24 protein-coding genes are annotated in these 26,775 nt (G+C 71.5%); 12 read left to right on the forward strand and 12 right to left on the reverse strand.

Annotation, left to right across the window (positions count from 1 at the left end):
- Positions 1 to 125: 125 nt before the first annotated feature.
- Complete coding sequence (locus ACGFZW_RS10420) at positions 126 to 1,373, forward strand: nucleotide sugar dehydrogenase (RefSeq protein WP_393892651.1); 1,248 nt, start codon at positions 126 to 128, stop codon at positions 1,371 to 1,373.
- A 105-nt stretch (positions 1,374 to 1,478) separates the two neighbouring features.
- On the opposite strand, the gene ACGFZW_RS10425 is transcribed toward ACGFZW_RS10420, so the two are convergent.
- The 4 genes from ACGFZW_RS10425 to ACGFZW_RS10440 form a co-directional block, all read right to left on the reverse strand.
- Positions 1,479 to 2,606, reverse strand: a complete 1,128-nt coding sequence (locus ACGFZW_RS10425; RefSeq protein ID WP_393892652.1) for a GuaB3 family IMP dehydrogenase-related protein — start codon at positions 2,604 to 2,606, stop codon at positions 1,479 to 1,481.
- Positions 2,607 to 2,727: 121 nt separating this feature from the next.
- Positions 2,728 to 4,233, reverse strand: coding sequence for an IMP dehydrogenase (guaB, locus tag ACGFZW_RS10430; RefSeq protein ID WP_393892653.1), 1,506 nt, complete (start codon positions 4,231 to 4,233; stop codon positions 2,728 to 2,730).
- A gap of 204 nt (positions 4,234 to 4,437) precedes the next feature.
- Entirely contained in the window at positions 4,438 to 5,013 is a 576-nt protein-coding gene (locus ACGFZW_RS10435; protein ID WP_393892654.1) for a sigma-70 family RNA polymerase sigma factor, read from the reverse strand.
- A 280-nt stretch (positions 5,014 to 5,293) separates the two neighbouring features.
- A complete protein-coding gene (locus ACGFZW_RS10440) occupies positions 5,294 to 5,905 on the reverse strand; it encodes a response regulator transcription factor (protein ID WP_003948568.1) in 612 nt (203 codons plus the stop codon).
- 380 nt (positions 5,906 to 6,285) lie between these two features.
- On the opposite strand from ACGFZW_RS10440, the gene ACGFZW_RS10445 reads away from it, so the two are divergent.
- Positions 6,286 to 6,618 carry a WhiB family transcriptional regulator gene (locus ACGFZW_RS10445; protein ID WP_393892655.1) on the forward strand — a complete coding sequence of 111 codons (333 nt, stop codon included), beginning with the start codon at positions 6,286 to 6,288 and terminating at the stop codon, positions 6,616 to 6,618.
- 175 nt (positions 6,619 to 6,793) lie between these two features.
- Here ACGFZW_RS10445 and ACGFZW_RS10450 read toward each other — a convergent pair whose 3' ends face one another.
- A complete protein-coding gene (locus ACGFZW_RS10450; RefSeq protein WP_393892656.1) occupies positions 6,794 to 7,705 on the reverse strand; it encodes a LysR family transcriptional regulator in 912 nt (303 codons plus the stop codon).
- 80 nt (positions 7,706 to 7,785) lie between these two features.
- Between ACGFZW_RS10450 and ACGFZW_RS10455 the strand changes: the two genes are divergently transcribed.
- Complete coding sequence (locus ACGFZW_RS10455; RefSeq protein ID WP_393892657.1) at positions 7,786 to 8,454, forward strand: MOSC domain-containing protein; 669 nt, start codon at positions 7,786 to 7,788, stop codon at positions 8,452 to 8,454.
- Between the two features lie 321 nt (positions 8,455 to 8,775).
- The gene (locus ACGFZW_RS10460; protein WP_393892658.1) at positions 8,776 to 9,549 is read left to right on the forward strand and encodes an SDR family NAD(P)-dependent oxidoreductase; all 774 of its coding nucleotides are present in this window, start codon (positions 8,776 to 8,778) and stop codon (positions 9,547 to 9,549) included.
- 93 nt (positions 9,550 to 9,642) lie between these two features.
- Here ACGFZW_RS10460 and ACGFZW_RS10465 read toward each other — a convergent pair whose 3' ends face one another.
- Entirely contained in the window at positions 9,643 to 11,649 is a 2,007-nt protein-coding gene (locus tag ACGFZW_RS10465) for a DUF2264 domain-containing protein (protein WP_393892659.1), read from the reverse strand.
- Between the two features lie 175 nt (positions 11,650 to 11,824).
- Here ACGFZW_RS10465 and ACGFZW_RS10470 point away from each other — a divergent pair, with 175 nt between their 5' ends.
- The 6 genes from ACGFZW_RS10470 (at position 11,825) to ACGFZW_RS10495 (ending at position 18,293) form a co-directional block, all read left to right on the forward strand.
- Positions 11,825 to 12,973 (forward strand): LacI family DNA-binding transcriptional regulator, encoded by a 1,149-nt coding sequence (locus tag ACGFZW_RS10470; RefSeq protein WP_393892660.1) that lies wholly within the window; start codon positions 11,825 to 11,827, stop codon positions 12,971 to 12,973.
- A gap of 192 nt (positions 12,974 to 13,165) precedes the next feature.
- The gene (locus tag ACGFZW_RS10475; RefSeq protein ID WP_393892661.1) at positions 13,166 to 14,497 is read left to right on the forward strand and encodes an ABC transporter substrate-binding protein; all 1,332 of its coding nucleotides are present in this window, start codon (positions 13,166 to 13,168) and stop codon (positions 14,495 to 14,497) included.
- Positions 14,494 to 15,402 (forward strand): carbohydrate ABC transporter permease, encoded by a 909-nt coding sequence (locus ACGFZW_RS10480; RefSeq protein WP_393892662.1) that lies wholly within the window; start codon positions 14,494 to 14,496, stop codon positions 15,400 to 15,402. Before ACGFZW_RS10475 ends, ACGFZW_RS10480 begins: the two co-directional genes overlap by 4 nt.
- Positions 15,399 to 16,358 carry a carbohydrate ABC transporter permease gene (locus ACGFZW_RS10485; protein ID WP_393892663.1) on the forward strand — a complete coding sequence of 320 codons (960 nt, stop codon included), beginning with the start codon at positions 15,399 to 15,401 and terminating at the stop codon, positions 16,356 to 16,358. The genes ACGFZW_RS10480 and ACGFZW_RS10485 overlap by 4 nt, the downstream gene beginning before the upstream one ends.
- Positions 16,359 to 16,399: 41 nt before the next feature.
- Positions 16,400 to 17,458: a hydroxyacid dehydrogenase gene (locus ACGFZW_RS10490; RefSeq protein ID WP_393892664.1), complete on the forward strand. Its 1,059-nt coding sequence runs from the start codon at positions 16,400 to 16,402 to the stop codon at positions 17,456 to 17,458.
- 148 nt (positions 17,459 to 17,606) lie between these two features.
- Positions 17,607 to 18,293 (forward strand): ester cyclase, encoded by a 687-nt coding sequence (locus tag ACGFZW_RS10495; protein WP_393892665.1) that lies wholly within the window; start codon positions 17,607 to 17,609, stop codon positions 18,291 to 18,293.
- 159 nt (positions 18,294 to 18,452) lie between these two features.
- On the opposite strand, the gene groL is transcribed toward ACGFZW_RS10495, so the two are convergent.
- Both groL and groES read right to left on the reverse strand, forming a co-directional pair.
- Positions 18,453 to 20,078 carry a chaperonin GroEL gene (gene groL / locus ACGFZW_RS10500; RefSeq protein WP_393892666.1) on the reverse strand — a complete coding sequence of 542 codons (1,626 nt, stop codon included), beginning with the start codon at positions 20,076 to 20,078 and terminating at the stop codon, positions 18,453 to 18,455.
- Positions 20,079 to 20,212: 134 nt separating this feature from the next.
- Positions 20,213 to 20,521 carry a co-chaperone GroES gene (groES, locus tag ACGFZW_RS10505; RefSeq protein ID WP_251419252.1) on the reverse strand — a complete coding sequence of 103 codons (309 nt, stop codon included), beginning with the start codon at positions 20,519 to 20,521 and terminating at the stop codon, positions 20,213 to 20,215.
- 491 nt (positions 20,522 to 21,012) lie between these two features.
- On the opposite strand from groES, the gene ACGFZW_RS10510 reads away from it, so the two are divergent.
- Positions 21,013 to 22,407 carry an FtsW/RodA/SpoVE family cell cycle protein gene (locus ACGFZW_RS10510; RefSeq protein ID WP_393892842.1) on the forward strand — a complete coding sequence of 465 codons (1,395 nt, stop codon included), beginning with the start codon at positions 21,013 to 21,015 and terminating at the stop codon, positions 22,405 to 22,407.
- 11 nt (positions 22,408 to 22,418) lie between these two features.
- Here ACGFZW_RS10510 and ACGFZW_RS10515 read toward each other — a convergent pair whose 3' ends face one another.
- Positions 22,419 to 23,318, reverse strand: a complete 900-nt coding sequence (locus tag ACGFZW_RS10515; RefSeq protein WP_393892667.1) for a polysaccharide deacetylase family protein — start codon at positions 23,316 to 23,318, stop codon at positions 22,419 to 22,421.
- Between the two features lie 82 nt (positions 23,319 to 23,400).
- On the opposite strand from ACGFZW_RS10515, the gene ACGFZW_RS10520 reads away from it, so the two are divergent.
- Positions 23,401 to 24,639, forward strand: a complete 1,239-nt coding sequence (locus ACGFZW_RS10520) for a methyltransferase domain-containing protein (protein ID WP_393892843.1) — start codon at positions 23,401 to 23,403, stop codon at positions 24,637 to 24,639.
- Here the strand turns inward: ACGFZW_RS10520 and ACGFZW_RS10525 are convergent.
- The 3 genes from ACGFZW_RS10525 to rimI form a co-directional block, all read right to left on the reverse strand.
- Positions 24,609 to 24,974 carry a hypothetical protein gene (locus tag ACGFZW_RS10525; RefSeq protein WP_393892668.1) on the reverse strand — a complete coding sequence of 122 codons (366 nt, stop codon included), beginning with the start codon at positions 24,972 to 24,974 and terminating at the stop codon, positions 24,609 to 24,611. The two genes, ACGFZW_RS10520 and ACGFZW_RS10525, sit on opposite strands and share 31 nt — an antisense overlap.
- 128 nt (positions 24,975 to 25,102) lie before the next feature.
- A complete protein-coding gene (gene tsaD, locus ACGFZW_RS10530) occupies positions 25,103 to 26,227 on the reverse strand; it encodes a tRNA (adenosine(37)-N6)-threonylcarbamoyltransferase complex transferase subunit TsaD (protein WP_393892669.1) in 1,125 nt (374 codons plus the stop codon).
- A 5-nt stretch (positions 26,228 to 26,232) separates the two neighbouring features.
- Positions 26,233 to 26,745, reverse strand: a complete 513-nt coding sequence (gene rimI, locus ACGFZW_RS10535) for a ribosomal protein S18-alanine N-acetyltransferase (RefSeq protein ID WP_393892844.1) — start codon at positions 26,743 to 26,745, stop codon at positions 26,233 to 26,235.
- Positions 26,746 to 26,775 lie beyond the last annotated feature (30 nt).

Here is a 26,775-nt window from a genome sequence, read left to right on the forward strand (position 1 = left end):
ATCCACCCTCCGCCCAGTACGGCAACACCCCGCCACCTTGATCCACCAATCCCCATTCTGGGTCAAATGTCGGCTTAGTCTACTTATGCGCCATCCGGAATCGCTCGGGAAGGACGGCAGCAGCCATGCCAGCAGACCTCGCCGTCATCGGACTCGGCCACCTCGGCCTCCCCCTCGCCCAGGCCGCCATCGCCGCCGGCATCAGCACCCTCGGCTACGACCCCGACCCGCGCGCGGCCACCCCCGCCGGGGCCGACGGGCCGCTGTCCGCGACCGAGATCCGCCGCCTGCTCGCCGCGGGCCTTCGCACCACCACCGACCCCGCCGCCCTCGGCAAGGTCCGCACCGCTGTGATCTGCGCACCGACGCCGCTGGGCGAGGACCGCGCCCTGGACCTGACCGCCATCGCCGACGCCGCCCGCACTCTGGCCGCGCACCTGCGCCCGCACACCACGGTCATCCTCGAATCGACCGCGTACCCCGGCACCACCGAGGAATTCCTGCGCCCCCTCCTCGAAGAGGGCTCCGGGCTCATCGCCGGGCGGGACTTCCACCTCGCCTGCTCCCCCAGCCGGCACGACCCCGGCAACCGCACCCACCGCTACGCCAACACCCCGAAGGTCATCGGCGGCCTCACCCCCGCCTGCACCGAGGCCGCAGCGGCGTTCTACAACCGGCTGACGGACAAGGTCGTGCGCGCCCGCGGCCCCCGCGAGGCGGAGACGGCCAAGGTGCTCGAGACCAACTACCGCCACATCAACATCGCCCTGATGAACGAGATGGCGGTCTTCTGCCACGACATCGGGGTCGACCTCTGGGACGTCATCCGCTGCGCGGAGACCAAGCCGTTCGGATTCCAGGCCTTCCGCCCCGGCCCCGGAATCGGCGGCCACGCCGCCCCCGTGGACCCCAACTACCTCTCGTACAAGGGCCGTTCACTCAGCTACCCGCTGCGCATGGTCGAACTCGCGCAAGAGGTGAACGGCCGGATGCCGCGCTATGTCATCCAGCGCTGCGCGACCCTGCTCAACGAACACGGCAAGTCCGCCCGCGGCGCCCGCGTCCTGCTGCTCGGGGTCACCTACAAGCCGGACATCGGCGACCAGGAAGGCTCCCCCGCCCGCGAGATCGCCTCCCGCCTCATGGAGCTCGGCGCACACCTCACCTACCACGACCCCTACGTCCCCCAATGGAACGTCCTGGACCGCCCCGTCCCCCGCGCCGACTCCCTCTACGAGGCGGCCGCGGCCGCCGACCTGACGATCCTGCTCCAGCCCCACCGCACCTACGACCTCCAGGGCCTCTCGGTCAAGGCGCAGCTGCTCCTCGACACCCGTGGCGCGACCCCGACGGGCGCGGCACACCGGCTCTGACGGGCCGGCGCGGAGTGCACCACGCAGAACGCACCGCGGCCCGGCGACATCGTGTCGCCGGGCCGCGGTGCGGTGTGCTGCGGTGTGCGGGGTGCCGCTGCCGCGTCAGGCGTTGTCGTGCTGGGACGGCGAGACCGTCACCTCGACGCGCTGGAACTCCTTGAGCTCGGAGTAGCCGGTCGTCGCCATCGCCCGGCGCAGCGCGCCGAAGAAGTTCATCGACCCGTCCGGCGTGTTCGAGGGGCCGCACAGGATCTCCTCGGTGGTGCCGACCGCGCCGAGGTCCATCCGCTTGCCGCGCGGCACGTCCTCGTGGACCGCCTCCATGCCCCAGTGGTGGCCGCGACCGGGCGCGTCCGTGGCACGGGCCAGCGGGGAGCCCATCATCACCGCGTCCGCACCGCAGGCGATCGCCTTCGGCAGGTCGCCGGACCAGCCCACGCCGCCGTCGGCGATGACGTGGACGTACCGGCCGCCGGACTCGTCCATGTAGTCCCGGCGCGCGGCCGCGACATCCGCGACGGCCGTCGCCATCGGCACCTGGATGCCCAGGACGTTGCGGGTGGTGTGCGCGGCGCCGCCGCCGAAACCGACCAGCACGCCCGCCGCGCCGGTCCGCATCAGGTGCAGGGCCGCGGTGTAGGTGGCGCAGCCGCCCACGATGACCGGGACGTCGAGCTCGTAGATGAACTCCTTGAGGTTCAGCGGCTCGGCGGCCGAGGAGACGTGCTCGGCGGAGACCGTGGTGCCGCGGATCACGAAGATGTCCACGCCGGCGTCCACGACGGCCTTGGAGAACTGCGCGGTCCGCTGCGGCGACAGGGCGGCGGCGGTGACGACGCCCGAGTCGCGCACCTCCTTGATCCGCTGGCCGATCAGCTCTTCCTTGATCGGCGCGGCGTAGATCTCCTGGAGCCGCTTGGTGGCGGTGGCGCCGTCCAGCTCGGCGATCTCCGCGAGCAGCGGCTCCGGGTCCTCATAGCGGGTCCACAGACCCTCCAGGTTGAGGACGCCGAGGCCGCCCAGCTCACCGATGCGGATGGCGGTCTGCGGGGAGACCACCGAGTCCATCGGAGCGGCCAGGAACGGCAGCTCGAAACGGTAGGCGTCGATCTGCCAGGCGATCGAGACCTCCTTCGGGTCGCGGGTGCGGCGACTCGGGACGACGGCGATGTCGTCGAAGGCGTATGCCCGGCGGCCGCGCTTGCCGCGTCCGATCTCGATCTCAGTCACGTGTGTGGCCTTTCCTCTACGTCTGCCGTTCCAGTATCCCCGACACACCGAAGCCCGTGGCCGGGGTGCGGCCACGGGCTCGGATGCGGGGACATGCTAGGGCGCGTCCCCGGTGTCCCGCCTAGCGTCGAGAGTAGTTCGGCGCCTCGGTCGTCATCTGGATGTCGTGCGGGTGGCTCTCCTTGAGGCCCGCGGACGTGATGCGGACGAAGCGGCCCTTCTCCTTGAGCTCGTCGATGTCCGCGGAGCCGACATAGCCCATGGAGGCCCGCAGACCGCCGACGAGCTGGTGGGCGACCGAGGCGAGCGGCCCGCGGTAGGGCACCTGGCCCTCGATGCCCTCGGGGACCAGCTTGTCCTCGGAGAGCACGTTGTCCTGGAAGTAGCGGTCCTTGGAGAAGGACTTGTTGCCCTGGCCGCGGGACTGCATCGCACCCAGCGAGCCCATGCCGCGGTAGGACTTGAACTGCTTGCCGTTGATGAAGACCATCTCGCCCGGCGACTCCTCGCAGCCGGCCAGCAGCGAGCCGAGCATCACGGTGTCCGCGCCGGCCGCGATCGCCTTGGCGATGTCGCCGGAGAACTGGAGCCCGCCGTCACCGATCAGCGGCACGCCCGCGGCGTGGGCGGCCTGCGCGGCCTCGTAGATCGCGGTGACCTGCGGCACGCCGACACCGGCGACCACGCGGGTGGTGCAGATGGAACCGGGGCCGACGCCGACCTTGATGCCGTCGACGCCCGCGTCGATCATCGCCTGGGCGCCGTCGCGGGTGGCGACGTTGCCGCCGACCACATCGACACCGATGTTGGACTTGACCTTGGCGATCATGTCGAGGATGCCGCGGCTGTGGCCGTGCGCACTGTCGATGACCAGGAAGTCGGCACCGGCCTCGACCAGCGCCTGGGCCCTGTCGTACGCCGCGTCGCCGACACCCACCGCAGCGCCGACGACCAGCCGGCCCTCGGCGTCCTTGGCGGCGTTCGGGTACTTCTCGGCCTTGACGAAGTCCTTGACCGTGATCAGGCCCTTGAGCACGCCCGCGTCATCGACCAGCGGAAGCTTCTCGATCTTGTGGCGGCGCAGCAGCTCGATGGCGTCGTCACCGGAGATCCCCACCTTGCCGGTGACCAGCGGCATCGGCGTCATGACCTCGCGGACCTGACGGCTGCGGTCCAGCTCGAAGGCCATGTCGCGGTTGGTGACGATGCCCAGCAGCTTGCCGGAGGCGTCGGTGACCGGCACGCCGCTGATGCGGAACTTCGCACAGAGCGCGTCGGCCTCGGCGAGCGTGGCGTCCGGGCGGACCGTGATCGGGTCGGTGACCATGCCGGACTCGGAGCGCTTCACCAGGTCGACCTGGTTGGCCTGGTCCTCGATGGAGAGATTGCGGTGCAGCACACCGGCGCCGCCCTGACGTGCCATGGCGATGGCCATCCGGGCCTCGGTGACCTTGTCCATCGCCGCGGACAGCAGCGGGATGTTGACCGTGACGTTCCGCGAGACCCGGGAGGCGGTGCTCACCGCGTTGGGCAGCACCTCCGAAGCGCCGGGCAGCAGCAGAACGTCGTCGTATGTCAGCCCGAGCATGGCGAATTTGGCGGGCATACCGTCGACGTTGTCACTCATGACACCTTCCCCAATGCTCTTGCCTCAGCGCGGACTCCCATGCTAACGGCCTAATCAGGTGTCCCATTCCACGATCGATGAGGGCCTCATCACTCGTACCTTTCTACGGACACCGCAGGCCGCGTCGGTCCGCGGTCACGGGGCTCCCCCGCGCCCGCCGGACCACCGTCCGGTGCCCGCGGCGACTGCCGGGGACACTCCGCCCTACTGCTCGGCCAGCGCCCGCAGTCGGCTCAGCGCGCGGTGCTGGGCGACCCGCACCGCACCCGGCGACATCCCCAGCATCTGCCCCGTCTCCTCGGCCGTCAGCCCGACCGCGACCCGCAGCAGCACCAGCTCGCGCTGATTCTCCGGCAGGTTCGCCAGCAGCTTCTTGGCCCACTCGGCGTCGCTGCTCAGCAGCGCACGCTCCTCGGGGCCCAGCGAGTCGTCGGGCTGCTCGGGCATCTCGTCGGACGGCACGGCCGTGCTGCCCGGGCCGCGCATCGCGGCCCGCTGCAGATCGGCGACCTTGTGGCCGGCGATGGCGAAGACGAACGCCTCGAAGGGCTTTCCGGTGTCGCGGTAGCGCGGCAGCGCGCAGAGCACCGCGACACAGACTTCCTGTGCGAGGTCCTCGACGAAGTGCCGCGCGTCACCCGGCAGCCGGGAGAGCCGGGTGCGGCAGTAACGCAACGCGAGGGGGTGCACATGGGCCAAGAGGTCGTGCGTGGCCCGCTGGTCCCCCTCGACTGCGCGTGCGACGAGATCGCCGATCTCCTGGTTGCCGTCATCGCGCATCGGTCCATGGTGCCTTGGCGCGACACGATCCGCGGCACCAGGTCCGTACTTGTGCACTGAAGCGTTATGAGCGGCAGGTGCGCCGGCATTCATGTCCTGCGCCCTCCCCTCGTGCCCGACCGACCCGTCCCCGAGGAACTCCATACCTCAAGGATGCGGCACCGCGCGGGGAAACGGACCGCCGCGGTGCACAGGCAGCGCGCGGGGCGCTTTGCCGCCCCGCCCGCCGCAGGGCGGGCGGGGACTCTCACTCCCCCGCATCGCTGCACGTCACGATGCCTTAGCGGACCAGTCCCCAGCGGAACCCCAGCGCCACCGCGTGCGCCCGGTCGGAGGCACCCAGTTTCTTGAAAAGGCGCCGGGCGTGGGTCTTGACCGTGTCCTCGGAGAGGAACAGCTCACGGCCGATCTCGGCGTTGGAGCGGCCGTGGCTCATGCCTTCGAGCACTTGGATCTCCCGCGCGGTGAGCGTCGGGGCTGCGCCCATCTCGGCGGACCGCAGCCGGCGCGGGGCGAGCCGCCACGTCGGGTCGGCGAGCGCCTGGGTCACCGTCGCCCGCAGCTCCGCGCGCGAGGCGTCCTTGTGCAGATAGCCGCGGGCCCCGGCGGCGACCGCGAGCGCGACACCGTCCAGGTCCTCGGCCACCGTGAGCATGATGATCCTGGCGCCGGGGTCGGCGGACAGCAGCCGACGCACGGTCTCGACACCGCCGAGTCCCGGCATCCGTACGTCCATCAAAATCAGGTCCGAGCGATCGGCACCCCAGCGGCGGAGGACTTCCTCCCCGTTGGCCGCGGTCGTCACGCGCTCGACGCCGGGCACGGTCGCAACCGCCCGTCGGAGCGCCTCTCGGGCAAGCGGGGAGTCGTCGCAGACGAGAACGGATGTCATGACCGTCCTCCGCAGCTGATGCGCGTCACCTTGAGCCTCCAGGCTGGTACGTATCGTCACCTGTGCGATTGACGGCCCTCGGACACCTGCCCGAGGACTACCTCTGTCAACCGCCTCCGCACACTCAACGACGGTCACTCGAAAGAGTTACGGCTTCGGTGACCGACTTCAGCACGCTCCGTGAGGAGCCGGATACGCAGACGGTTCATGGTCGACCGGCCTCCGCGCGTGCACCCTATGCCCTATTTGGCCCTCTTTCTTCCATTTTCGTGGCGTCTGCGGCTAGATTCGCAATGAGTCATATTTACATCTACTTGGACAGTAGATGTACGGTCGTGAGCACCGAGCCCGAAAACAGCATCGCTTCGAGGGGACAAGCAATGGCAGATTTCTCCCGCCTTCCGGGCCCGAACGCAGACCTCTGGGACTGGCAGCTGCTCGCGGCCTGCCGTGGCGTGGACAGCTCGCTCTTCTTCCACCCCGAAGGGGAACGCGGAGCAGCCCGCAGCGCGCGTGAGACATCAGCGAAAGAGGTGTGCATGCGCTGCCCGGTACGGGCGGAGTGCGCGGCGCACGCCCTGGCGGTCCGCGAGCCCTACGGGGTCTGGGGCGGACTGACGGAGGACGAACGCGAGGAGCTCATGGGCCGGGCACGTCACCGCCTGATCCCCGCGACCTCCATGACCGGCCACGCCGGAGTGACCAGCGCCTGATCACCCGGAGTGGATCACCGCTGAAGAAACGATCCTCCCCGGATCGGGGAACCGAACCCACCACCGACCCCACAACCGGCGGGGCGCCCATGGCTCCCCGGACCGGACGCACCCCGCGCCGACTTCCCGGCGCTGTTCACGCCTGTCGGCCCCGCCCCTCGGCCGCCGCCCGGCGTCAGCGTCCCGCGGCCTGCACCAGCTGATCGAGCATCGCCTCCACAGCGGGGACGCGCGCCAGGTCGGGCAGCGTAAGCGCGACGATCTCGCGGTGCACCGCCGGCTCCAGCCGCACCGCCGTGGCCCCCTTGGGGCGTACCGACTCCAAGGTGAGTTCGGGCAGCGCCGCGACGCCCAGTCCCGCGCCGACCAGTCCGATCACCGCCGGGTAGTCGTCGGTGGCGAAGTCGATGCGCGGCGTGAAGCCGGCGCTCTCACAGACCTCGACCAGATGCGTGCGGCAGCGCGGGCAGCCCGCGATCCACGGGTCGTCGGCCAGTTCGGCGAAGCGCGCCGTACCGCCCGCCGCGAGCCGGTGGCCGTCGGGGACCAGGCCGATGAGCCGGTCGGCCAGGATCGGCCTGGCCACCAGGTCGTCCCATTCGGCGCAGGCCGCCGGGTCCGCACCGCGCACCTCGGGATAGCGGAATGCCAGTGCGATCTCGCAGTCGCCGTTGCGCAGCATGTCGATCGAGCGCGGCGGCTCGGCCTCGACCAGCGAGACGCGGGTGCCGGGGTGCGCGGCGCGCATCTTCGCCAGGGCGGTGGGTACCAGTGTCGAACTGCCGGACGGGAACGACACCAGCCGTACCCGTCCCGCTCGCAGGCCCGTGATCGCGGCGACCTCTTCCTCGGCGGCGGTGAGCCCGGCGAGGATCCCGACCGCGTGGCGTACGAGCGCCTCGCCCGCCTGGGTCAGTCGCATCCCACGGCCCGCGCGGACGAGGAGCGGGGTGCCCACGGACTGCTCCAGGGCCTTCATCTGCTGGCTGACGGCCGGCTGGGTGCAGCCCAGTTCGCGGGCGGCGGCGGAGAAGGAGCCGGTCCTGGCGACGGCGCGCAGCACGCGGAGATGACGGGCCTCGATCATATTTGGAGTATAAGCGCATCTTGGAGAGATCGAGAGAATCCGGCTCGACGCTTTGATTGGAGCTGGCTAGCGTGCCGAGCATGAAGCTGCTGACCGTGAATGTGGGACGCGCCGCGCCCTCCGAACACACCCGCGCCAAGAGCGGCGAGACGGGCATCGACAAGCGGCCGGTGGCCGGGCCGGTCATGGTCACCGCCCCCGGCCCCGGGGGCACCGGCGGAAGCGGACTCGCCGGCGACACCGTGGTCGACCTCCGCCACCACGGCGGCGACGAGCAGGCGGTGTACGCCTACGCCCGCGAGGACCTGGACGAGTGGGAGCGGCAGCTGGACCGCGAGCTGCCCAACGGCTCCTTCGGCGAGAACCTCACCACCCTGGGTGTCGAGGTCACCGGCGCCCGGATCGGCGAGCGCTGGCGGATCGGCCCGCGGGTGCTGCTGGAGGTGACCTCCCCGCGCGTCCCGTGCCGCACGTTCCAGGGCCGCATCGGCGAGCGCGGCTGGATCAAGCGGTTCACCGAGACCGCGGTACCGGGTGCGTATCTGCGGGTGGTCGAACCGGGCGAGATCCGCGCCGGGGACCGCGTCGAGCTGCTGCACCGCCCCGATCACGAGGTGACCGTCGCGCTGACGTTCCGCGCCCTGACCCGGGAGCGGGCGCTGCTGAGACGGCTGCTGGAGGCCGGCGACGCGCTCCATCCGCTGGCGCGGGACAAAGCCCTTGCGTACGTGGAACGGCAGGGGCACTGACGGTGTGTGGGACATCGACGCATGACGCGGGCGCGTGCTGCGGGGGGCGCGCGCCATCGAGGCGGGCGCTGGTGCACGCCGGGCGCACGACGACGAGTGGGTGAAGTCCCGTCACCTGCCCGGTGCCGCTTCCGGGTGCGGAGTGGAGAAGGTGTGTAGGTGACGGGGCCGCGGCGGGCCCAGGGGGCACCCGCGGCGCCGCGGTGCATGCGGCAACCTGCACGCGGACCACGGGGGTTGGACCGCCGACGCCGGGCCATCCGCGCGATGGCGGATATCCGAGGTCACCGCCCGTGCGTCGTGGACGGATAGCGTGCCTATATGACGACTGCATTGATCACGGGAGCGACGGCGGGCATCGGGGCGGCGTTCGCCCGTCGGCTCGCGAGTGACGGCCACAGCGTGGTGCTGGTGGCGCGCGATGAGAAGCGGCTGCGCGAGCAGGCAACCGAGCTGCACGACCGGCACGGCATCGAGGCGGAGGTGCTGAGCGCCGACCTGTCGACGGAGGACGGCATCGCCGCCGTCGAGGCGCGGCTCGCCGACCCCAGGCAGCCGGTGGATCTGCTGGTGAACAACGCCGGGTTCGGCAACAAGGGCGAGTACCTCGAAGTGTCGATGGCCGATGAGCTGACGATGCTGAAGGTGCACTGCGAGGCGGTGCTCCGGCTGACCACGTCGGCGGTGCGCGGGATGCGCGACCGGCGGCGCGGCGCGGTGGTGAACGTGGCGTCGGTGGCGGCGTTCGTGCCGCGCGGTACGTACGGGGCCAGCAAGGCGTGGGTGGTCCAGTTCACCCAGGGCGCCGCCCGGGACCTGGCGGGCAGCGGTGTGCGGCTGATGGCACTGTGCCCCGGCTTCGTCCGCACCGAGTTCCACCAGCGGGCGGGAATGGGTACGGACAACATCCCCGGCTGGATGTGGCTGGACGCCGACAAGCTCGTGGACGCGGCCATGAAGGACCTGACGCGGGGCAAGTCCCTGTCCATTCCGGATCCGCGGTACAAGGCCCTGATGGGTGCGGTGAAGCTGGCGCCCCGCGGGGTGCTCGGCGGTCTCTCGTCCCGCACGGGACGGAAGTACGGGCCGCGCTGACGGGGCGGACGGCCGCTGGACCCGGCGGGGGCCAGGCGGCCGCGGTGCCTCGTGGCCGGGCTGCGCGCGGGATGTTCGTTCCAGGGCCGGTGCTCAGGTCCCCTCCGCAGGGGCCTGAGCACCGGCCCTTGCCGCGTCGGGGTGGTGCGGGAAGGGGACTTCGGTGCCGGTGCCGTCGTGCCAGGTGACGCGCAGTGCATCCGCTGCCACGTGGACGACAGCCCGGGTGTGGACGGGCGCGGGCGACGGGTCGGCGGTCAGCGAGGCCAGGGCCAGGAAGAGGGAGCCCTCGGGGGCCGTGACGGTGCCCTCCAGCACGGCGGTGCGGGTGCCGGGGCCGATGAGGGTGCTGCCGCTCGGCGTGTCCGCGGGCGGGCCGTCGAAGCCGTGGACGGGGTGGAGTTGGGCGGTCGGGCCGTCCGGGGTGGTGGCCCAGCCGGTCAGGCGTACCCGGGTGCCGGGCGGCGCGCCGGTGACCAGATGGGCGCGCAGTTCCGTCCGGCCGTGGACTGCGGTGGCGGACAGCACGCGGACGCCGGGGAGTTCGGTGCCGTCGGCGTGGCGCGGCGTGTGGGTGGAGGCGGCCCAGCCGGGTCCTGCGCCCTGCGGGACGGCATCGCCGCGGGTGGTGGGCCGCCCGTCGACGAGCAGCGCGAAGTGGTTGTCGGCCGGGGCTTCTGGGGCGGTCGGGCCGGTGCGCGTGGAGTACGCGAAGCGGGCGTAGTAGGGGTCGGGGGCGGCGAGGACGGAGTTGCTGCCGTGGTTGTGCAGGCGGGCCAGGCCGTCGGAGACGGTGGACTGCACCAGCAGACCGGTCCGGCCGAGGGGCAGCGCGGCGTCACGGGTCTCGGCGGGCAGTGGCTCCTCGCGGGCCGTCCAGGCCGGGTGGTCGGCGGGCAGCAGCAGACCGACGAAACCCTTGGACGCCCAGTACGGCGAGGCCGGGCCCGAATAGCTCTGGAGCATGGGCGGGTAGGGCCCGTACCAGCCGAGCGTCAGCAGGCCGCGCGTGTCGACGGCGCCGCGGTCGAGGAAATGGCGCAGCGCGCCGGAGGCGAGTCGGCGGGTGGCACCAGGGGTGAGCGGGGTGTGCCCGGTGAGGGCGCCGAGCCAGGGGGCCGCCGCGGCGGCGAAGCGGTAGGTGAGCGAGCGGCCGAAGGGCAGCGGGGCGCCGTTGGCGTCGAAGAGGCGGGTGTGGTCGGCGAGGTGGGTGGCGAGCCGTGGGCCGTGAGTGGCAAGGAGCGCGTCGTCGCCGCCGAGGTGGGCGTGCAGGACGGGGTAGAAGTGCAGCGCCCAGGCGTTGTAGTGCTCGAAGGCGCGGTTGTCCCCGTCGGAGTACCAGCCGTCACCGCGGTACCAGTCCTCGATGCGGTTCAGCGCGCGGTCGACGGCGGCGCGGGCGCGGACGTTCTCGATGCCCGCGTCGAGCAGGAAACCGCCGACGGTCAGGCCGAAAAGCCACCAGTTGTTGTCGACGGGCGACGGGGCGAGCGCGGGCAGCAGCCAGTCGACGACGCGGGCGCGGACCGCGTCGTCGAGGGTGTCCCACAGCCAGGGGCGGGTCAGCCGCAGGGCGAGGGCGAGGGAGGCGGCTTCCACGTACGCCTGGCGTACGGCGTCGACCGTGGGCCACGAGTCGGGATTTTCCGGCGTCAACTCCCGTTCTGCGGTGGGCTTTTCGGTTCCCGCGGCGAGTCCGGCCGCGAAGCGTTCGAGGTGGTTGCCGGGGTCGTGTCCTTCGCTGCCTGCGACGCGGAGGGCGGCGAGGAGGAAGGTCCGCGCGAAGCCTTCCAGACCGTCCGAGCGGGTTCCTGAGGAGCTGGGGCGCGCGCCGGGGAGGGCGATCAGGCCGTGGCCCGGTGACGCGTACGGCGCGGTGGCGCGGAGCAGGCCGTCGGCTGCCGCCTCCCAGTGGGCGCGGGTCCAGCCGGTGTACGGGCTGAGGTCGCGGTCCTCGGGCGGGAGCGGGAACGGGATCGAGCAGGGCGTGGCGGGCGGGAGGGAGCTGCCCGTGGCGGGCGGGAGGGAGCTGCCCGTGGCGGGCGGGAGGGAGCTGCGCGTGGCGGGTGGGAGAGGGCTGCGGCTGGAGGGTGCGGTCATGGGCTCCCCTGAGGGCGGTGTCCGGCCGGGCGACGCGGGCATCCTTCAGCGCCGGGTGATCGAACGTCAAGAGAAAAGGATCGAACGATCGATTCCTGTTGCGATCGATCGGGCTGGACTAGGCTCGTCCGCCATCCGGCCGCCCGGGGCCGCCATACGCGAGGGGGAATGCGCCGTGCGCGAGAGCGCAGTGCAACGCCACGACCGCCTGCTGACCTTGGTACGGGAGCAGGGCACGGCCCGGGTCACCGACCTCGCCGCGCGGCTCGGGGTGTCGCCGGTGACGGTGCGGCGGGACGTCGAGACGCTCACCCGCAAGGGCCTGGTCGACCGGGCGCACGGATCGGTTTCCTGGCCCCGGCCGCGCACCGCAGGGGCGGCGGCCGGCGTCGGCACCGCCCCGGTGCTCGGGCTCCTCGCCCCGTCGGCCACCTACTATTTCGCCGACGTCATCCACGGTGCGCACGAGGCGGCGGCGCGGGCCGGTGCCCGGCTGATCCTGCGGATCTCCGACTACCGGCCGGAGGAGGACCGGGCGCGTGCCGAGGGACTGCTGGCGGCAGGCGCCGAGGGGTTGCTGATCGCGCCGGGCTGGCGCGGCCGCGGCGACCAGGCCGAACACGGCGACTGGATCGGCGAACTCCCGGCCCCTGCCGTCCTTCTGGAACGCTCGGTGGATCCGGGCAGCCCACTGGCCGGGCTGGACCGGGTGTGCTCCGACCACGCGCACGGCGTGCTGCTGGCCCTCCGGCACCTGGTGGGGCAGGGGCATACGGCCCCCTTGCTGGTGGCGCGTGCGGACAGCCCCACGGCGCTGGCGGTGCGGGCCGGTTACGACCAGGCGCTGAGTGCCCTGGGGCTGGAGTGGCCGCATCCGGTGATCGAAGCGCCGGCGGACCGCGATCCGGCGGGCTTCGAGCGGGGTGTGCAGGCGCTGTGGACGGCGGTGACGTCCGGGCGGGCGACGGCGGCGCTGGTGCACAACGACGTGGATGCGATCCAGCTGGTGCAGCGGCTGACGGAGCTGGGCGTGCGGGTGCCGGGCGATCTGGCCGTGGTCGCCTACGACGACGAGGTGGCGGCGCTCGCGGACACGCCGCTGACCGCGGTGGCGCCGCCCAAGCGTGAAGTGGGGCAGCTGGCAGCCGAGTTGCTGCTGGAGCGTTGGGGCAGGTCGGTGCACGGCAGGCCGGCGGACCGGGCGGCGGACGGGGCGGAGCCGGCTGCGCGGCGGCATCTCGCGCTGCTCCCCCGGCTGCGCGTGCGGGCCTCGTGCGGAGCCGGGGCGCCGGAGCCCCTGGAGGGGAGCCGCACGCAGGGCTGACGGTCCGGGCGGCCGAGCACGCCGCCGCGGCCCGGAACACTCACTTCTTGTTCGTTTTTCGATCATTCAATCGTTCGCTCTTGACTTCGCTCATGACGCGTCCAAGGATCGCCGCGATCGCTTCCCGCTTTCCTTCCACCGTCAGGTCGTCAGGCCGTGAGGCCATCAGGCCGCCAGCCCAGGAGCCACGCCATGAGCCGCAGCACGATCCGCAGTTGGAGCAGAACCTCCCTCGCGATATCCGGCGCCCTCGCCGCACTCGCCGCCCTGACCGCCTGTGGTGGCGCCACCGGTGACGCGGCCGGCGGCGACGGTGGGCCCGTGAAGATCACCTACTGGGGCTGGACGAAGGGCACCCAGCAGACCGTCGACGCGTTCAACGCCACCCACGACGACATCGAGGTGACGTACGAGGAGATCCCCTCCGGCGGCGCCGGCGGCTACGCGAAGATCTCCAACGCGGTCAAGGCCGGCAACGCCCCCGACCTGGTCAGCATCGAATACCCCTCGCTGCCGGAATTCGTCAGCCAGGGCGCGCTGCAGGACATCACCCAGTACGTCGACGACGACCTCAAGAAGAAGCTGCTCCCGCAGGCCGTGGAACTGACCACGCTCGGCGGCAAGAACTGGGCGGTGCCCTTCGACGCCGCGCCCCAGACGTACTACTACCGCAAGGACTTCTTCACCGAGCACAAGATCAAGGTGCCCCGTACCTGGGACGACTTCCGGACCGCCGCAGCGGCGGTCAAAAAGGCCGATCCCACGGCGCGGATCGGCACCTTCTTCCCGGACGACCCGACCACCTTCGAGGCGATGGTGTGGCAGGCGGGCGCGCAGTGGTTCGCCACCCAGGGCGACGCCTGGAAGGTGAACACCACCGACCCGGCCACCAAGAAGGTCACCGCCTACTGGCAGAGCCTGCTCGACGACGGCCTGGTCAACAGCGCCACCTCCTTCAGCCCCGGGTGGACCAACGCGCTCAAGAAGGGCGACACCGTCGGCTACCTCGGCGCGTCCTGGGGCGCCGGCGTGCTGAAGAGCCTCGTCCCCGACCAGAGCGGCAAGTGGGCCGCCGCCCCCGTGCCCACCTGGGACGGGAAGCCGGCCGGCGGCATGCTCGGCGGCTCCACCTGGGCGGTCACCAAGGACAGCGACCAGGCCGAGGCGGCCGTGCAGTTCGCGACGTGGATGTCCACCTCCCCGGACGCCGTCAAGGCCCGGCTCTCCTCCGGCGAGTCCAGCGCCTACCCGGCGGCCGCGGCCCTCCGCCCGGTCGCGGAGAAGGCGTTCGACACCCGGTTCTACGGCGGCCAGGACGTCTACGACGTCTTCGACGGCGCCGCCGCGGCCATCGGCAGGAACTGGACGTGGGGCCCGACCGGCGGCACCACCAACAGCGCGCTCAAGGACGCCTTCGGCAAGGCCGCGGACGGTGACGGCACGCTCGCAGGCGCCGTACGCACCGCACAGGAGGCGACCGTGAAGGAGCTGCGCAAGCGCGGCCTGAAGGTCGCCGGCCGGTGAGCGCCAAGGCCCGTGCCGTCTCCGTCCTGCTGACCCCGTTCTTCGCGCTCTTCACCGTCGTGATGGTGCTGCCGATCGGCTACGCGCTGTGGCTCAGCCTCTTCACCGAGCAGCAGTCCGGGCTCGGCTTCGGCGGGACCCGGACGGTCTTCACCGGACTGGGCAACTACCTCACCGCGCTGGGCGACCGGGCTTTCCGCGACGGGTTCCTCGTCCTGCTCGGCTACTGCGCCCTCTACATCCCGCTGCTGCTGGCCGGCGGGCTGGCGCTCGCCCTGCTGCTGGACTCGGCCCTGGCACGCGCCCGGCGCTTCTTCCAGCTCGCTCTGTTCCTGCCGCACGCCGTGCCCGGCATCATCGCGGCGCTGATCTGGGTCTACCTCTACACGCCCCAACTCAGTCCGGTCGTCGGCGTGTTGCGGTCAGGGGGCCTGGACTTCAGCTTCCTCTCCCCCTCCGGCGCACTGCCCGCCGTCGTCAACATCGCGCTCTGGGAGTGGCTCGGCTACAACATGGTGATCTTCTACGCCGCCCTCCAGGCCATCGACCGCTCGGTGATCGAGGCGGCGACGGTGGACGGCGCGGGCGCCTGGCGGATCGCGACCGGCATCAAGATCCCGCTGATCCGTTCCTCGGTGGTGATGGTCGCCCTCTTCACGGTGATCGGTTCCCTCCAGCTCTTCACCGAGCCGCTCATCATCAACCAGGCCTCGTCGGCCGCGCTGAACTCCGCCTGGACCCCGAACATGTACGCCTACGCCGCCGCCTTCACCCGTAACGACTACGGCCTGGCCGCGGCCGCCTCCGTGCTGCTCGCGCTCACCGCGGCGGCGCTGTCCTTCGCCGTCACGCGCTTCTCACGGCAAGCCCCCAAGATCCGGAAGAAGGGCAGGACGACCAGATGAGCCACACCCCGGCCGCCCGCTCGGCCACCGGCCTCGCGGAGCGGAACACCGCGCTCGCCGCCGGGCCGGCTCCCGTACGGCCGCCCCGCGGGGCCCTGCGCGGAGCCGCTCGCCCGGCCCCCGGCCGCAGGCTGTCCAAAGCCGCCGTCAACGGCACGCTCGTCCTCGCCGTCGTCTACACACTCCTGCCGCTGGTGTGGCTGGTCACCGCCGCCACCAAGGACGCCGGCGGGCTGCTGGCCGGTGACGCCTTCTCCTTCGAGGGCTTCGACCTCGGCGGCAACCTCTCCCGGCTGGCGTCCTTCCACGACGGCCTCTACTTCCGGTGGTACGCCAACAGCCTGCTCTACGCGGGCGGCGGCGCACTGCTCTCCGCGCTGGTGTCGGTGGCCGCCGGATACGCCTTCGACGTCTACACCTTCCCCGGCAAGGAGAAGCTGTTCGGCGTCGTCCTGCTGGGGGTGCTGGTGCCCACCACCGCGCTCGCCCTGCCGTTGTACCTGCTCGCCGCCAGGACCGGTCTGGTCAACACCTACTGGGCGGTGCTGATACCCGTCCTCGCGCACCCCTTCGGGGTCTATCTCGCGCGGGTCTTCAGCGCGGGATACCTTCCCCGCGAGGCGATCGAGGCCGCACGGATGGACGGCGCGGGCGAACTGCGGATCTTCTGGTCCATCGGCCTGCGCATGATCATGCCGGGCTTCGTGACCATCGTCCTCTTTCAGTTCACGGCCATCTGGAACAACTTCTTCCTCCCTCTGGTGATGCTCTCCGACCAGCAGCTCTTCCCGCTCAGCCTCGGCCTGTACGCATGGAACAGCAACACCCGTGCCGAGCCGTCCTACTACCCCCTCGTCGTCACCGGATCGCTCCTCGCCGTCATCCCGCTGATCATCGCCTTCGTCGCCCTCCAGCGACACTGGAAGGCCGGCCTCGCCGCCGGCAGCGTCAAATGACGACGAACGTCGGGCGACCGTGAAGGAGCACCGGTACCACCATGCACCCCACCACTGACAACGCCCCCGGACCTGCGGGTATCCCGCCCGCCCGGCCCACCCTGCTGCTGTCCATGGGCCCCGGCATCGCCGAACGGCTCCTCGCGGAGCGTCACCGCACCCGCCTCGCGGCCCTCGCCCGCACCGACCACCGGCTCGTCGCCCACGAGTTGGCCGACCCGGCGCCGGAGGTCGCCGCCGCCCTCGCCGAGGCCGAGGTCCTCCTCACCTGCTGGGGCGCGCCCCGGCTCACCGAGCGCGTACTGTCCGCGGCCCCCCGCCTGCGCGCGGTCGTCCACGCCGCCGGATCGGTCAAACACCATGTCACGGAGGCGTGTTGGGCCCGCGGTATCGCCGTCACCTCCGCGGCCGCCGCCAACGCCCTGCCCGTCGCCGAATACACCCTGGCGATGATCCTTCTCGCCAATAAGCAGGTGCTGCACAGTGCGCGACGCCACCGCGCCCTGCGCGCTCCGCACGACTGGCAGCGCGAGCTGGCCGGCGCCGGCAACTACCGCCGCACCATCGGCATCATCGGCGCCTCCCGCATCGGCCGCCGCGTCATCGAGCTGCTGCGCCCGTTCGACCTGCGCGTCCTGCTGCACGACCCGTACGTCGACACCGCCGAGGCCGCCGCCCTGGGCGTCGGGCTCGTCCCGCTGGACGCCCTCTGCGCCGACAGCGACATCGTCTCCGTGCACGCCCCTGAGCTGCCTGCCACCCGGCATCTGCTCGGCCCCCGCGAACTGGCCCGGATGCCGGACGGCGCGACCCTGATCAACACCTCCCGCGGCTCGCTGGTCGACGAGTCGGCGCTCCTGCCGGAGCTGGTCTCCGGCCGCCTGAACGCCGTACTCGACGTCACCGACCCCGAAGTCCCGCCCGCCGCCTCCCCCTTGTACGAGCTGCCGAACGTCCTGCTGACGCCGCACATCGCGGGTTCGCTGGGCACCGAGCTGCACCGCATGACCGACCAGGCCCTGGACGAGCTGGAGCGCTACGCGTCCGGGCTGCCCTTCGCGCATCCGGTGCTCCCCGAGTCACTGCACCACTCGGCCTAGGCCGTGCCCGCGAAGCCGGTTGGATCTTGCCTGGCCCCCGGGGCATGGCACCGCTCAGCGAACCGGCCTGATCCGAACGAAAGGCAGCGGCCTCGAATCGCCCCATAACCACTAAAATGGCAGTGTCCCAGCCACCCCGGGAGACACCATGAGATTCGCACAGATAATCGACTTCAAGACCGACCGGTTCGATGACATGGACCGGCTCATGGACGAATGGGTCGACCAGACCAAGGGCAAGCGGACCGCCACCCACAGCCTCATCGGCAAGGACCGCTCCGACGACGCCCACATCGTCGAGATCGTCGAATTCCCGTCGTACGACGAGGCCATGAAGAATTCCCAGCTGCCGGAGACGGAGCGGATCTTCCAGGACATGGTGGCGCTCTGCGACGGGGTGCCCACCTTCACCGACCTCGACGTGGTCCGTGAAGAACAGTTGAACGAGGCAACTTCCCGCCGGTTCTTTCATGAGGTCGCCGTCGGCGGCAACCTCGACGCCGTCGACGAGATCTTCGCGTCCGACTACCGCGACCACGACGTCGCCAAGCCCACGGAGACCGTGGGCTCGCAGCACATCCGCAACGACGTCAGCGGTTGGCGCGCCGCCTTCGACTTCACCTTCAGCCTGGAGCGGGAGATCTGCCAGGGCGACGACGTGGTGACGCTGTGGACCTGGACCGGCACCCACAAGGGCGACTTCATGGGCATCGCGCCCACCGGCAGGCAGTGCATCATGACCGGCACCACGATCTTCCGGTTCAAGGACGGCAAGATCCAGGAAGGCTGGTGGCACGAGGACCTGATGGGCCTGATGCGGCAGCTCACAGGCTGACGGGACCGGCCGACAGGACCGCCGCCCGGACCGATCGACGAGGCCGGCCGGGCGAGAGCCGACGAAACGGAGCCGACAAGGCGGAAGGCCCCTGCTCCCGTCGCTCACGAGCGGGAACAGGGGCCTTTCAGTGCCGCAGGGGCGGCAGCGCGTCAGACGTCAGTGGGAGTGACCGTGGCCGTGACCGGCATCGGCGGGCTCCTCGTCGGCCGGCTTCTCGACGACCAGGGTCTCGGTCGTGAGCAGCAGCGACGCGATCGACGCGGCGTTCTCCAGGGCGGAGCGGGTGACCTTGACCGGGTCGATGACGCCGGCCTTCACCAGGTCGCCGTACTCGCCGGTGGCGGCGTTGAAGCCCTGGCCCTTGTCCTGCTCGGCGACCTTCGCGGTGATGACGTAGCCCTCGAGGCCGGCGTTCTCCGCGATCCAGCGCAGCGGCTCGACGACGGCGCGGCGGACGACGGCGACACCGGTGGCCTCGTCGCCCTCCTTGCCGAGGGAGCCCTCGAGCACCTTGGCGGCGTGCACCAGCGCGGAGCCACCACCGGAGACGATGCCCTCCTCGACCGCGGCGCGGGTCGCGGAGATGGCGTCCTCCAGACGGTGCTTCTTCTCCTTGAGCTCGACCTCGGTGGCCGCACCCACACGGATGACGCAGACGCCACCGGCGAGCTTGGCGAGGCGCTCCTGGAGCTTCTCGCGGTCCCAGTCCGAGTCGGTGGACTCGATCTCGGCCTTGATCTGGTTGACGCGACCGACGACGTCCTCGGAGTTGCCGCCACCGTCGACGATGGTGGTGTCGTCCTTGGTGACGGTCACGCGGCGCGCGGTGCCGAGCACGTCGAGACCGGCCTGGTCGAGCTTGAGGCCGACCTCTTCGGCGATGACGGTCGCACCGGTGAGGGTGGCCATGTCGCCGAGCATCGCCTTGCGGCGGTCACCGAAGCCGGGGGCCTTGACGGCCACGGCGTTGAAGGTGCCACGGATCTTGTTCACGACCAGGGTCGACAGGGCCTCGCCCTCGACGTCCTCGGCGATGATCAGCAGCGGCTTGGAGGAGCCGGCCTGGATGACCTTCTCCAGCAGCGGCAGCAGGTCCTGGATCGAGCCGATCTTGCCCTGGTGGATCAGGATGTACGGGTCGTCGAGGACGGCCTCCATACGCTCCTGGTCGGTGACCATGTAGGGCGACAGGTAGCCCTTGTCGAAGGCCATGCCCTCGGTGAAGTCCAGCTCCAGACCGAAGGTGTTGGACTCCTCGACGGTGATGACACCGTCCTTGCCGACCTTGTCCATCGCCTCGGCGATGAGCTCGCCGACCTGCTTGTCCTGCGCGGACAGGCCGGCCACGGCGGCGATGTCGGTCTTGTCGTCGATCGGGCGGGCGGTCGCGAGGAGCTCCTCGGACACGGCCTTCACCGCGGCGTCGATGCCCTTCTTGAGGGCGGCCGGGGAGGCGCCGGCGGCGACGTTGCGCAGGCCCTCGCGGACCAGCGCCTGGGCCAGCACGGTGGCGGTGGTGGTGCCGTCACCCGCGATGTCGTTGGTCTTGGTCGCCACCTCCTTCACGAGCTGGGCACCGAGGTTCTCGTACGGGTCGTCGACCTCGACCTCGCGGGCGATGGTGACACCGTCGTTGGTGATGGTCGGGGCGCCGAACTTCTTGTCGATGACGACGTTGCGGCCCTTGGGGCCGATCGTCACCTTGACCGTGTCGGCAAGCTTGTTGACGCCGCGCTCGAGGGCGCGACGGGCGTCCTCGTCGAACTTCAGGATCTTCGCCATGGGTTGCTTCAAGTCCTCTCGTTGCGATCCTCGGCCACGCAGCGGTGGCCGCTATCGCTCAAACGAACTGCGCCCCTGCCCCGGTTGTTTAGACGCGGGAACCAGGGGCGCAGATCTAGGCAATTCTGGGTGAATTACTTCTCGACGATCGCGAGAACGTCGCGAGCCGAGAGGACGAGGTACTCCTCGCCGCTGTACTTCACCTCGGTGCCGCCGTACTTGCTGTAGAGCACGACGTCGCCGACGGAAACGTCGAGCGGAAGACGGTTGCCGTCCTCGAAGCGACCCGGGCCCACGGCCAGGACGACGCCCTCCTGGGGCTTCTCCTTGGCAGTGTCCGGAATGACCAGGCCAGAGGCCGTGGTCTGCTCGGCGTCGAGCGGCTGGACCACAATGCGGTCCTCGAGCGGCTTGATGGCAACCTTGGTGCTGGCGGTCGTCACGATCCGACCTCCCCCTTCGGAGATCTCACGGGGTTAACTGTCTGAGGTGGCGACCAGGTGGATCCGTCGTCGCGGGTGCCGGACCTGCCCGTCGCTGTGTTTGGCACTCCCCGGTGGAGAGTGCCAATGCCGAGACTATGACGCGGTTAGCACTCGGTCAAGCGGAGTGCCAGTTGTGCTGCGCGCGTCGCGCACGACGGGTTGACGCGGGCCCTCCCTGTGGCAGGCGGCCGCGCCCCGGCCCGCCCCTCACCGGCCCTTGTCCCGCACCGAATCGGCCACACCTTCCGCTACCACCGCAACCCCGCCCACGGCTGCCCCGTCTACCTCCTCGACTGCTGAGTCCGCGCCCTGCACCCCGACAGCTCCGAACAGCCCCGACGGCTCCGTCCGGGCCGCGGCTCCGACAACCGATGGCGGAGGAAACCGTGCGTGGACCGACCAGCGCGCCCCGGGCGGCGGGTGAGCCCGAGAGCGACGCCGAGCGCACGATGACCTTCGCCGCGCTCGCCCAGGCGCCGGACCGCCGCAGGACCGAGGCGTGGCTGCTGGGCTTCGTCGTGCTGATAGCGGTGTTCGGCTACCTCTCCACCGGTCTGGCGATGACCGGCCGGCCGCCCGAGGGCCTGGCCCCGTTCGCCGCCACCATGTTCTTCGTGGCGCTGATCCCGCATCTGGTGATCCGCCGCTTCGCCCCGCGCGCCGATCCGCTGATCCTGCCGCTGGCCACCCTGCTGAGCGGTCTCGGCCTCGTCCTGCTCCACCGCCTGGACATCACCTACGCCGCGGACCCCCGCCTGAAGACCGCCCAGGCGGCGGACGGTCAGCTGGTGTGGACTGTGATCGGCGTGGCGGTCTGCATCGGCATCCTGGTGCTCCTGCGCGACCACCGGATCCTGCAGCGCTACATCTATCTGACGATGGTGGTCGCGATGGTCGTGCTGATGGCACCGGCCTTCTTCGGCGCCGACATGTACGGGGCCAAGCGCTGGATCCTGCTGGGGCCGCTGTCCCTGCAGCCCGGCGAGTTCGTGAAGATCATGATCTCGGTGTTCTTCGCGGGCTATCTCACCGTCAACCGCGATGCGCTGGCGCTGGCCGGACGCCGCGTCATGGGGGTGCAGCTGCCGCCGGGCCGGCAGCTCGCGCCGATCTTCACCATCTGGGTCATCAGCCTCCTGGTGCTGGTCTTCGAGCGTGACCTGGGCACCTCGCTGATCTTCTTCGGCGTATTCGTGATCATGCTCTACATGGCCACCGAGCGCACCAGTTGGGTGCTCTGCGGCCTGGCCATGGCCTCGGTCGGCGCGGCCGTCGTCGGCTCCGTCGAACCGCACGTCAAGGGCCGGATCATGGCCTGGCTGCATCCCATGGACATCTTCCTGCCGGAGTCCGAGCGGCCGCCGGGTCTGATCTCGGACCAGGCCGCCCAGGCACTGTTCAGCTTCGGCAGCGGCGGCATCGGCGGCAGCGGCCTGGGTCGCGGGCACCCGGAACTGGTCGGCTTCGCCGGTAACAGCGACTTCATCCTCACCACGGTCGGTGAGGAGCTCGGCCTGGCCGGGGTGATGGCCGTGCTGCTGCTGTACGCGCTGCTCGCCCAGCGCGGCCTGCGGGTCGCGCTCACCGCCCGCGACCCGTTCGGCAAGCTGTTGGCGGTCGGGCTCTCCGGGGCGCTCGTGCTCCAGGTCTTCGTCGTCTCCGGCGGCGTCACCGGCCTGATCCCGCTGACCGGCAAGGCCCTGCCCTTCCTCGCCAAGGGCGGCTCGTCACTGGTCGCGAACTGGATGATGATCGCGCTGCTGCTGCGGATCAGCGACACCGCCCAGCGCCGGCGTGAGCCGGTGGGCCCGGGTGCCGGCAGGTCGCGGCGGCGGCGCAGGTAGCCCGGCCCCGCTCAGACGTAGTCCTCCAGCCGGGCGAGGGCGAACCCCTGCTCGGTGGCCGTACGCAGCACCCTGCGCGCCACGTCGGGCATCGAACCCGGCCAGTCCCCGCGGCCCCGGAAGTGGGTCAGGATGATGTCGCCCGGGTGCAGCCGCCCGTCCGCCCCGCCGTGGTCCATCCGGTCGGGGAAGGCCTCCTGCGTCCACAGCGGTACGACCCGGATGCCGCAGGAGCGCGCGATGCGCAGGGTCTGCGCGGTGTACTCGCCGTACGGCGGACGGAACAGCCGCGGCCGCCGGCCCGTCTCGCGCCGCAGGTTGCGCTGCTGCCCGCAGATCTCCTTGCGCTGTCCTGCCGCGTCAAGCCCCGGCAGGAAGGGGTGGTTCAGGGTGTGGTTGTGCAGCCCGGCGCCGAGCTTGTGCATGCCGCGGAAGTAGCCGTAGTCCTCCTTGGCGAGGTAGTGGCTGAGGAACGCGCTGTAGGGGACGTCGAGTTCGCGCATCATCCGCACGAACTCGGGGTCCTTGTCGTCCCCGTCGTCGATCGTCAGGAAGACCACCCGCTGATCGGTCGGCACCCGGGAGACGACGGCCGGCAGGTCGCGGCCGCCGGCTCGCGACTCGCGGGCCAGGTCCGGCTTCTCGCTCGGCGGCTTCGGAGCACGGAGCGGCGGCGCCGCCAGGCCCCACCGCCGGGCCACCGCCGCCCGGCGGGCGTGTGCGCCCTCCTGCCCGCGGGCCGGGCCGAGAGCCGCACCGGCGGCCGGGGCGGCGATACCGGAACCGTGGACCGGCTCGTCGTCCTGCCCTCCCCCGCCGGCCACCGCGCCGTAGCCGGCCGCCACACCGAGCACGCACCACACCACCGCGTCCCGGACCGGTCTGCCCCGCAGAAGTCCGACAAGCTGCATGACGCCGGATTCTGGCAGTGCGGCCGGCCGCCGCGACGGCGCCGCCGACCGGCACGCGGCGCGGTCCACCGGCTGGCCCACAATGGGGAAGGTGACCGACCTCGACACCTTCTCCGCGCTCCTGGCCCCCGAGGGACAGGCGCTGCTGACCGCGCTGCGTGACCACGATCCGGCCCACGAACTGGCGGCCGCGACCCGGCTGCGGCGCGACCATCCCGCGCCGCTGGTCTCCGCCGCCCTCGGGCAGGCACGGCTGCGGCAGCGGGCGGCGGCGAAGTTCGGGGCGGACGCGCAGCTGATGTACTTCACGCCCAACGGCGTCGAGCAGTCCACCCGCGCGACGGTCGCCGCACACCGCGCCGCCCGGCTCGCCGCGCTGGGCATCCGCACCCTGGCCGACCTCTGCTGCGGCATCGGCGGCGACGCCATCGCCCTGGCGCGGGCCGGGATCTCTGTCCTCGCGGTCGACCGCGACCCCCTGGCCTGCGCCGCGGCCCGGGCGAACGCCGAGGCGCTGGGCCTGGCGGAGCTGATCGAGGTGCGGTGCGCCGACGTCACCGAGGTGTCCACCGCCGGATACGACGCGGTGTTCGTGGACCCGGCCCGCAGGAGCCGGGTGCGCGGCGGGCGGATCTTCGATCCGGAGGCGTACTCGCCGCCGCTGTCGTGGGCCGTCGAGGCGGCGCGCGCGGCGCCGTTCGCAGCGCTGAAGATCGCCCCCGGTGTGCCGCACGACGCGCTGCCGGCCGACGCCGAGACGGAGTGGATCTCCGACTCCGGCGAGGTGAAGGAGGCCGTCCTGTGGTTCGGGACGACGCCGCCCGGCTCCGCGCCCGCGCTCGCCCCCGGCGCGCGCCGCGCCACCCTGCTGCCCTCCGGTGGCTCCCTGCTCGGTGCGGATCTGCCCGACCCCGAGCCGGGCCCGGTCGGGGACTGGCTGTACGAGCCGGACGGCGCGGTCATCCGGGCCCATCTCGTCGCCGATGTCGCCCGTCAGGTCGGCGGGCGGCTGATCGACCCGACGATCGCGTACATCACCGCGGACCGGCTGACCGGGACGCCGTACGCGACCGCTTACGCGATCACGGACGTGCTGCCGTTCAACCTCAAGAAGCTCAAGGCGCTGCTGCGGGAGCGCGAGGTGGGCATCGCAGTGATCAAGAAGCGCGGCTCGGCCGTCGAACCGGAGGAGCTGCGCAAGAAGTTGAAGCTCGGTGGCGGCGGGAAGTCCTGCACGATCTTCCTCACCCGGGTGGCCGGGGCCCCCACCATGCTGCTGGGGCAGCCCGCTCAGGCCAGGTCGGTGAGGTCCTCGGCGTAGATCTGGGAGAGCGGCTGCGGGCCGACGTACTGCTGGCAGGTGCACTGCCCGGCCTCGTACTGCACCGGTGTGCGGTCCGCGTCCCAGGCGACCGCCCTCTCGACCAGCTCATGGCACTTGCCGCGCTTGTCGTGCTTGGCGAGGTGGTGGGTGCAACCGCACACCGGCTCCGGCTGCTTGTGGGCCGCCGCGAGCTCCAGCCGCTCCCGGCGGGCGCCCTCCAGCCGCTCCATCTTGCGTTCGTGGCGGGTGCGCAGTGCCGTACGGGCGGTGTCCGCCACCTTCGCGAAGCCGCCCGCCATGAAGAAGATGAAGACCCACCAGAACCAGTCCACAGCCTGCCGCCTCCCCGCGCCGGTGCCGGGACCAGCGTAGGACTTCCGGCGGGTGCGGGGGAGGGAGACGGCAGGCGTACGCGGGCCCTACGGCGCCTGCCGACGGTCTCCGCGGCGGCCGCTCCCTCTCAGGAGTAGAGGTTCTCCTTGCTCACCTCATGAACGTGGTCGTGGTCGTGCCCGTGGTGCGGTGCGGGTGCCACGCCCGGCACATGCGGCTCGGTGACCGGCAGGGAGGAGTCCGCGGGAAGGTCCCAGGAGGAGGCCGGCCGGTTGCGGGCGACCATCTCCGCGCCCAGCGCCGCGACCATCGCCCCGTTGTCGGTGCACAGCTTGGGCCGCGGCACCCGCAGGACGATGCCGGCGTCCTCACAACGGCGTTCGGCCATGGCCCGCAGCCGGGAGTTGGCGGCCACCCCGCCGCCGATCATCAGGTGGTCAACCCCGTTGTCCTTGCAGGCCCGTACGGCCTTGCGGGTCAGCACGTCGACGACCGCCTCCTGGAAGGACGCCGAGACGTCCGCGACCGGGACGTCCTCACCGGCCGCCCGCTTGGCCTCGATCCAGCGCGCGACGGCCGTCTTGAGGCCGGAGAAGGAGAAGTCGTAGGCGGGGTCGCGGGGCCCGGTCAGCCCGCGCGGGAAGCGGATCGCGTCGGGGTTGCCCTCGCGCGCGTAGCGGTCGATGACCGGTCCGCCGGGGAAGCCGAGGTGCAGCACCCGGGCGATCTTGTCGAACGCCTCGCCCGCGGCGTCGTCGATGGTCGAGCCGAGCGGGCGGACGTCGGTGGTGATGTCCGGGGCGAGCAGCAGGGACGAGTGGCCGCCACTCACCAGCAGCGCCATCGTCGGCTCCGGCAGCGGGCCGTGTTCGAGCTGGTCGACGCAGATGTGCGAGGCCAGGTGGTTGACGCCGTACAGCGGCTTGCCGAGGGCGTAGGCGTACGCCTTGGCCGCCGAGACGCCGACCAGCAGGGCGCCCGCCAGGCCGGGCCCGGCGGTGACCGCGATGCCGTCCAGGTCGTTCGCCGAGACGCCGGCGTCCTTCAGGGCGCGCTGGATGGTGGGGACCATCGCCTCCAGGTGCGCGCGGGAGGCCACCTCGGGCACCACACCGCCGAAGCGCGCGTGCTCGTCGACGCTGGAGGCGATCGCGTCGGCGAGGAGGGTGTGGCCCTGGACGATGCCGACGCCGGTCTCGTCGCAGGAGGTCTCGATGCCGAGGACGAGCGGTCCGCCGCGTGAGTCAGCCATGGTTTCTACGATCCTTGTGCGGAGGGGGCGCAGGGAGCGGACGGGGCGTCGCTCCCGGAGCCCGGTTCGGTGTCGGTGTCCGTCGCGGTACGGCGCATGACGAGGGCGTCGACATTGCCCGGCTGGTAGTAGCCGCGCCGGAAGCCGATCGGCTCGAAGCCGAAGCGCTCGTAGAGGCGCTGCGCGCGGAGGTTGTCGACCCGGACCTCCAGCAGCACCTCCCGGCACTCGAAGGCGGTGGCGGCGGACAGCAGATCGCCCAGCAGGCGCGCGCCGAGGCCGCTGCCCCACTGGTCGCGGGCGGTGGCGATGGTCTGGATGTCGCCGGTGCCGTCGACGGCGGCGAGCCCGCCGTAGCCGACCAGCCGGCCGGACAGCTCGGCGACGACGTAGTGGCGGTTGGCGTGCGAGCCGCGGGCGTGCGCCAGCTCGGACCAGAACATGCCCGGCGACCAGGCGTCGTCGGGGAACAGCGCGCGCTCCAGGTCGAGCACCGCGTCCAGGTCCCACCAGCGCATCTCGCGCAGGGTGGCCCCACCGGGGGGCGC

The sequence above is a fragment of the Streptomyces sp. NPDC048248 genome (assembly GCF_043201875.1).
Lineage (GTDB): Bacteria > Actinomycetota > Actinomycetes > Streptomycetales > Streptomycetaceae > Streptomyces.

Coding starts and splice junctions, on each gene's coding strand:
- ACGFZW_RS10515 (WP_393892667.1), bottom strand. CDS start 23,318: ATGCAGCTTGTCGGACTTCTGCGGGGCAGACCGGTCCGGGACGCGGTG.
- ACGFZW_RS10420 (WP_393892651.1), top strand. CDS start 126: ATGCCAGCAGACCTCGCCGTCATCGGACTCGGCCACCTCGGCCTCCCC.
- tsaD (WP_393892669.1), bottom strand. CDS start 26,227: ATGGCTGACTCACGCGGCGGACCGCTCGTCCTCGGCATCGAGACCTCC.
- ACGFZW_RS10485 (WP_393892663.1), top strand. CDS start 15,399: ATGAGCCACACCCCGGCCGCCCGCTCGGCCACCGGCCTCGCGGAGCGG.
- rimI (WP_393892844.1), bottom strand. CDS start 26,745: ATGCGCTGGTGGGACCTGGACGCGGTGCTCGACCTGGAGCGCGCGCTG.
- ACGFZW_RS10440 (WP_003948568.1), bottom strand. CDS start 5,905: ATGACATCCGTTCTCGTCTGCGACGACTCCCCGCTTGCCCGAGAGGCG.
- ACGFZW_RS10495 (WP_393892665.1), top strand. CDS start 17,607: ATGAGATTCGCACAGATAATCGACTTCAAGACCGACCGGTTCGATGAC.
- ACGFZW_RS10455 (WP_393892657.1), top strand. CDS start 7,786: ATGAAGCTGCTGACCGTGAATGTGGGACGCGCCGCGCCCTCCGAACAC.
- ACGFZW_RS10435 (WP_393892654.1), bottom strand. CDS start 5,013: ATGCGCGATGACGGCAACCAGGAGATCGGCGATCTCGTCGCACGCGCA.
- ACGFZW_RS10520 (WP_393892843.1), top strand. CDS start 23,401: ATGGGGAAGGTGACCGACCTCGACACCTTCTCCGCGCTCCTGGCCCCC.
- ACGFZW_RS10475 (WP_393892661.1), top strand. CDS start 13,166: ATGAGCCGCAGCACGATCCGCAGTTGGAGCAGAACCTCCCTCGCGATA.
- ACGFZW_RS10490 (WP_393892664.1), top strand. CDS start 16,400: ATGCACCCCACCACTGACAACGCCCCCGGACCTGCGGGTATCCCGCCC.
- ACGFZW_RS10465 (WP_393892659.1), bottom strand. CDS start 11,649: ATGACCGCACCCTCCAGCCGCAGCCCTCTCCCACCCGCCACGCGCAGC.
- ACGFZW_RS10450 (WP_393892656.1), bottom strand. CDS start 7,705: ATGATCGAGGCCCGTCATCTCCGCGTGCTGCGCGCCGTCGCCAGGACC.
- ACGFZW_RS10510 (WP_393892842.1), top strand. CDS start 21,013: ATGACCTTCGCCGCGCTCGCCCAGGCGCCGGACCGCCGCAGGACCGAG.
- ACGFZW_RS10445 (WP_393892655.1), top strand. CDS start 6,286: ATGGCAGATTTCTCCCGCCTTCCGGGCCCGAACGCAGACCTCTGGGAC.
- groL (WP_393892666.1), bottom strand. CDS start 20,078: ATGGCGAAGATCCTGAAGTTCGACGAGGACGCCCGTCGCGCCCTCGAG.
- ACGFZW_RS10460 (WP_393892658.1), top strand. CDS start 8,776: ATGACGACTGCATTGATCACGGGAGCGACGGCGGGCATCGGGGCGGCG.
- guaB (WP_393892653.1), bottom strand. CDS start 4,233: ATGAGTGACAACGTCGACGGTATGCCCGCCAAATTCGCCATGCTCGGG.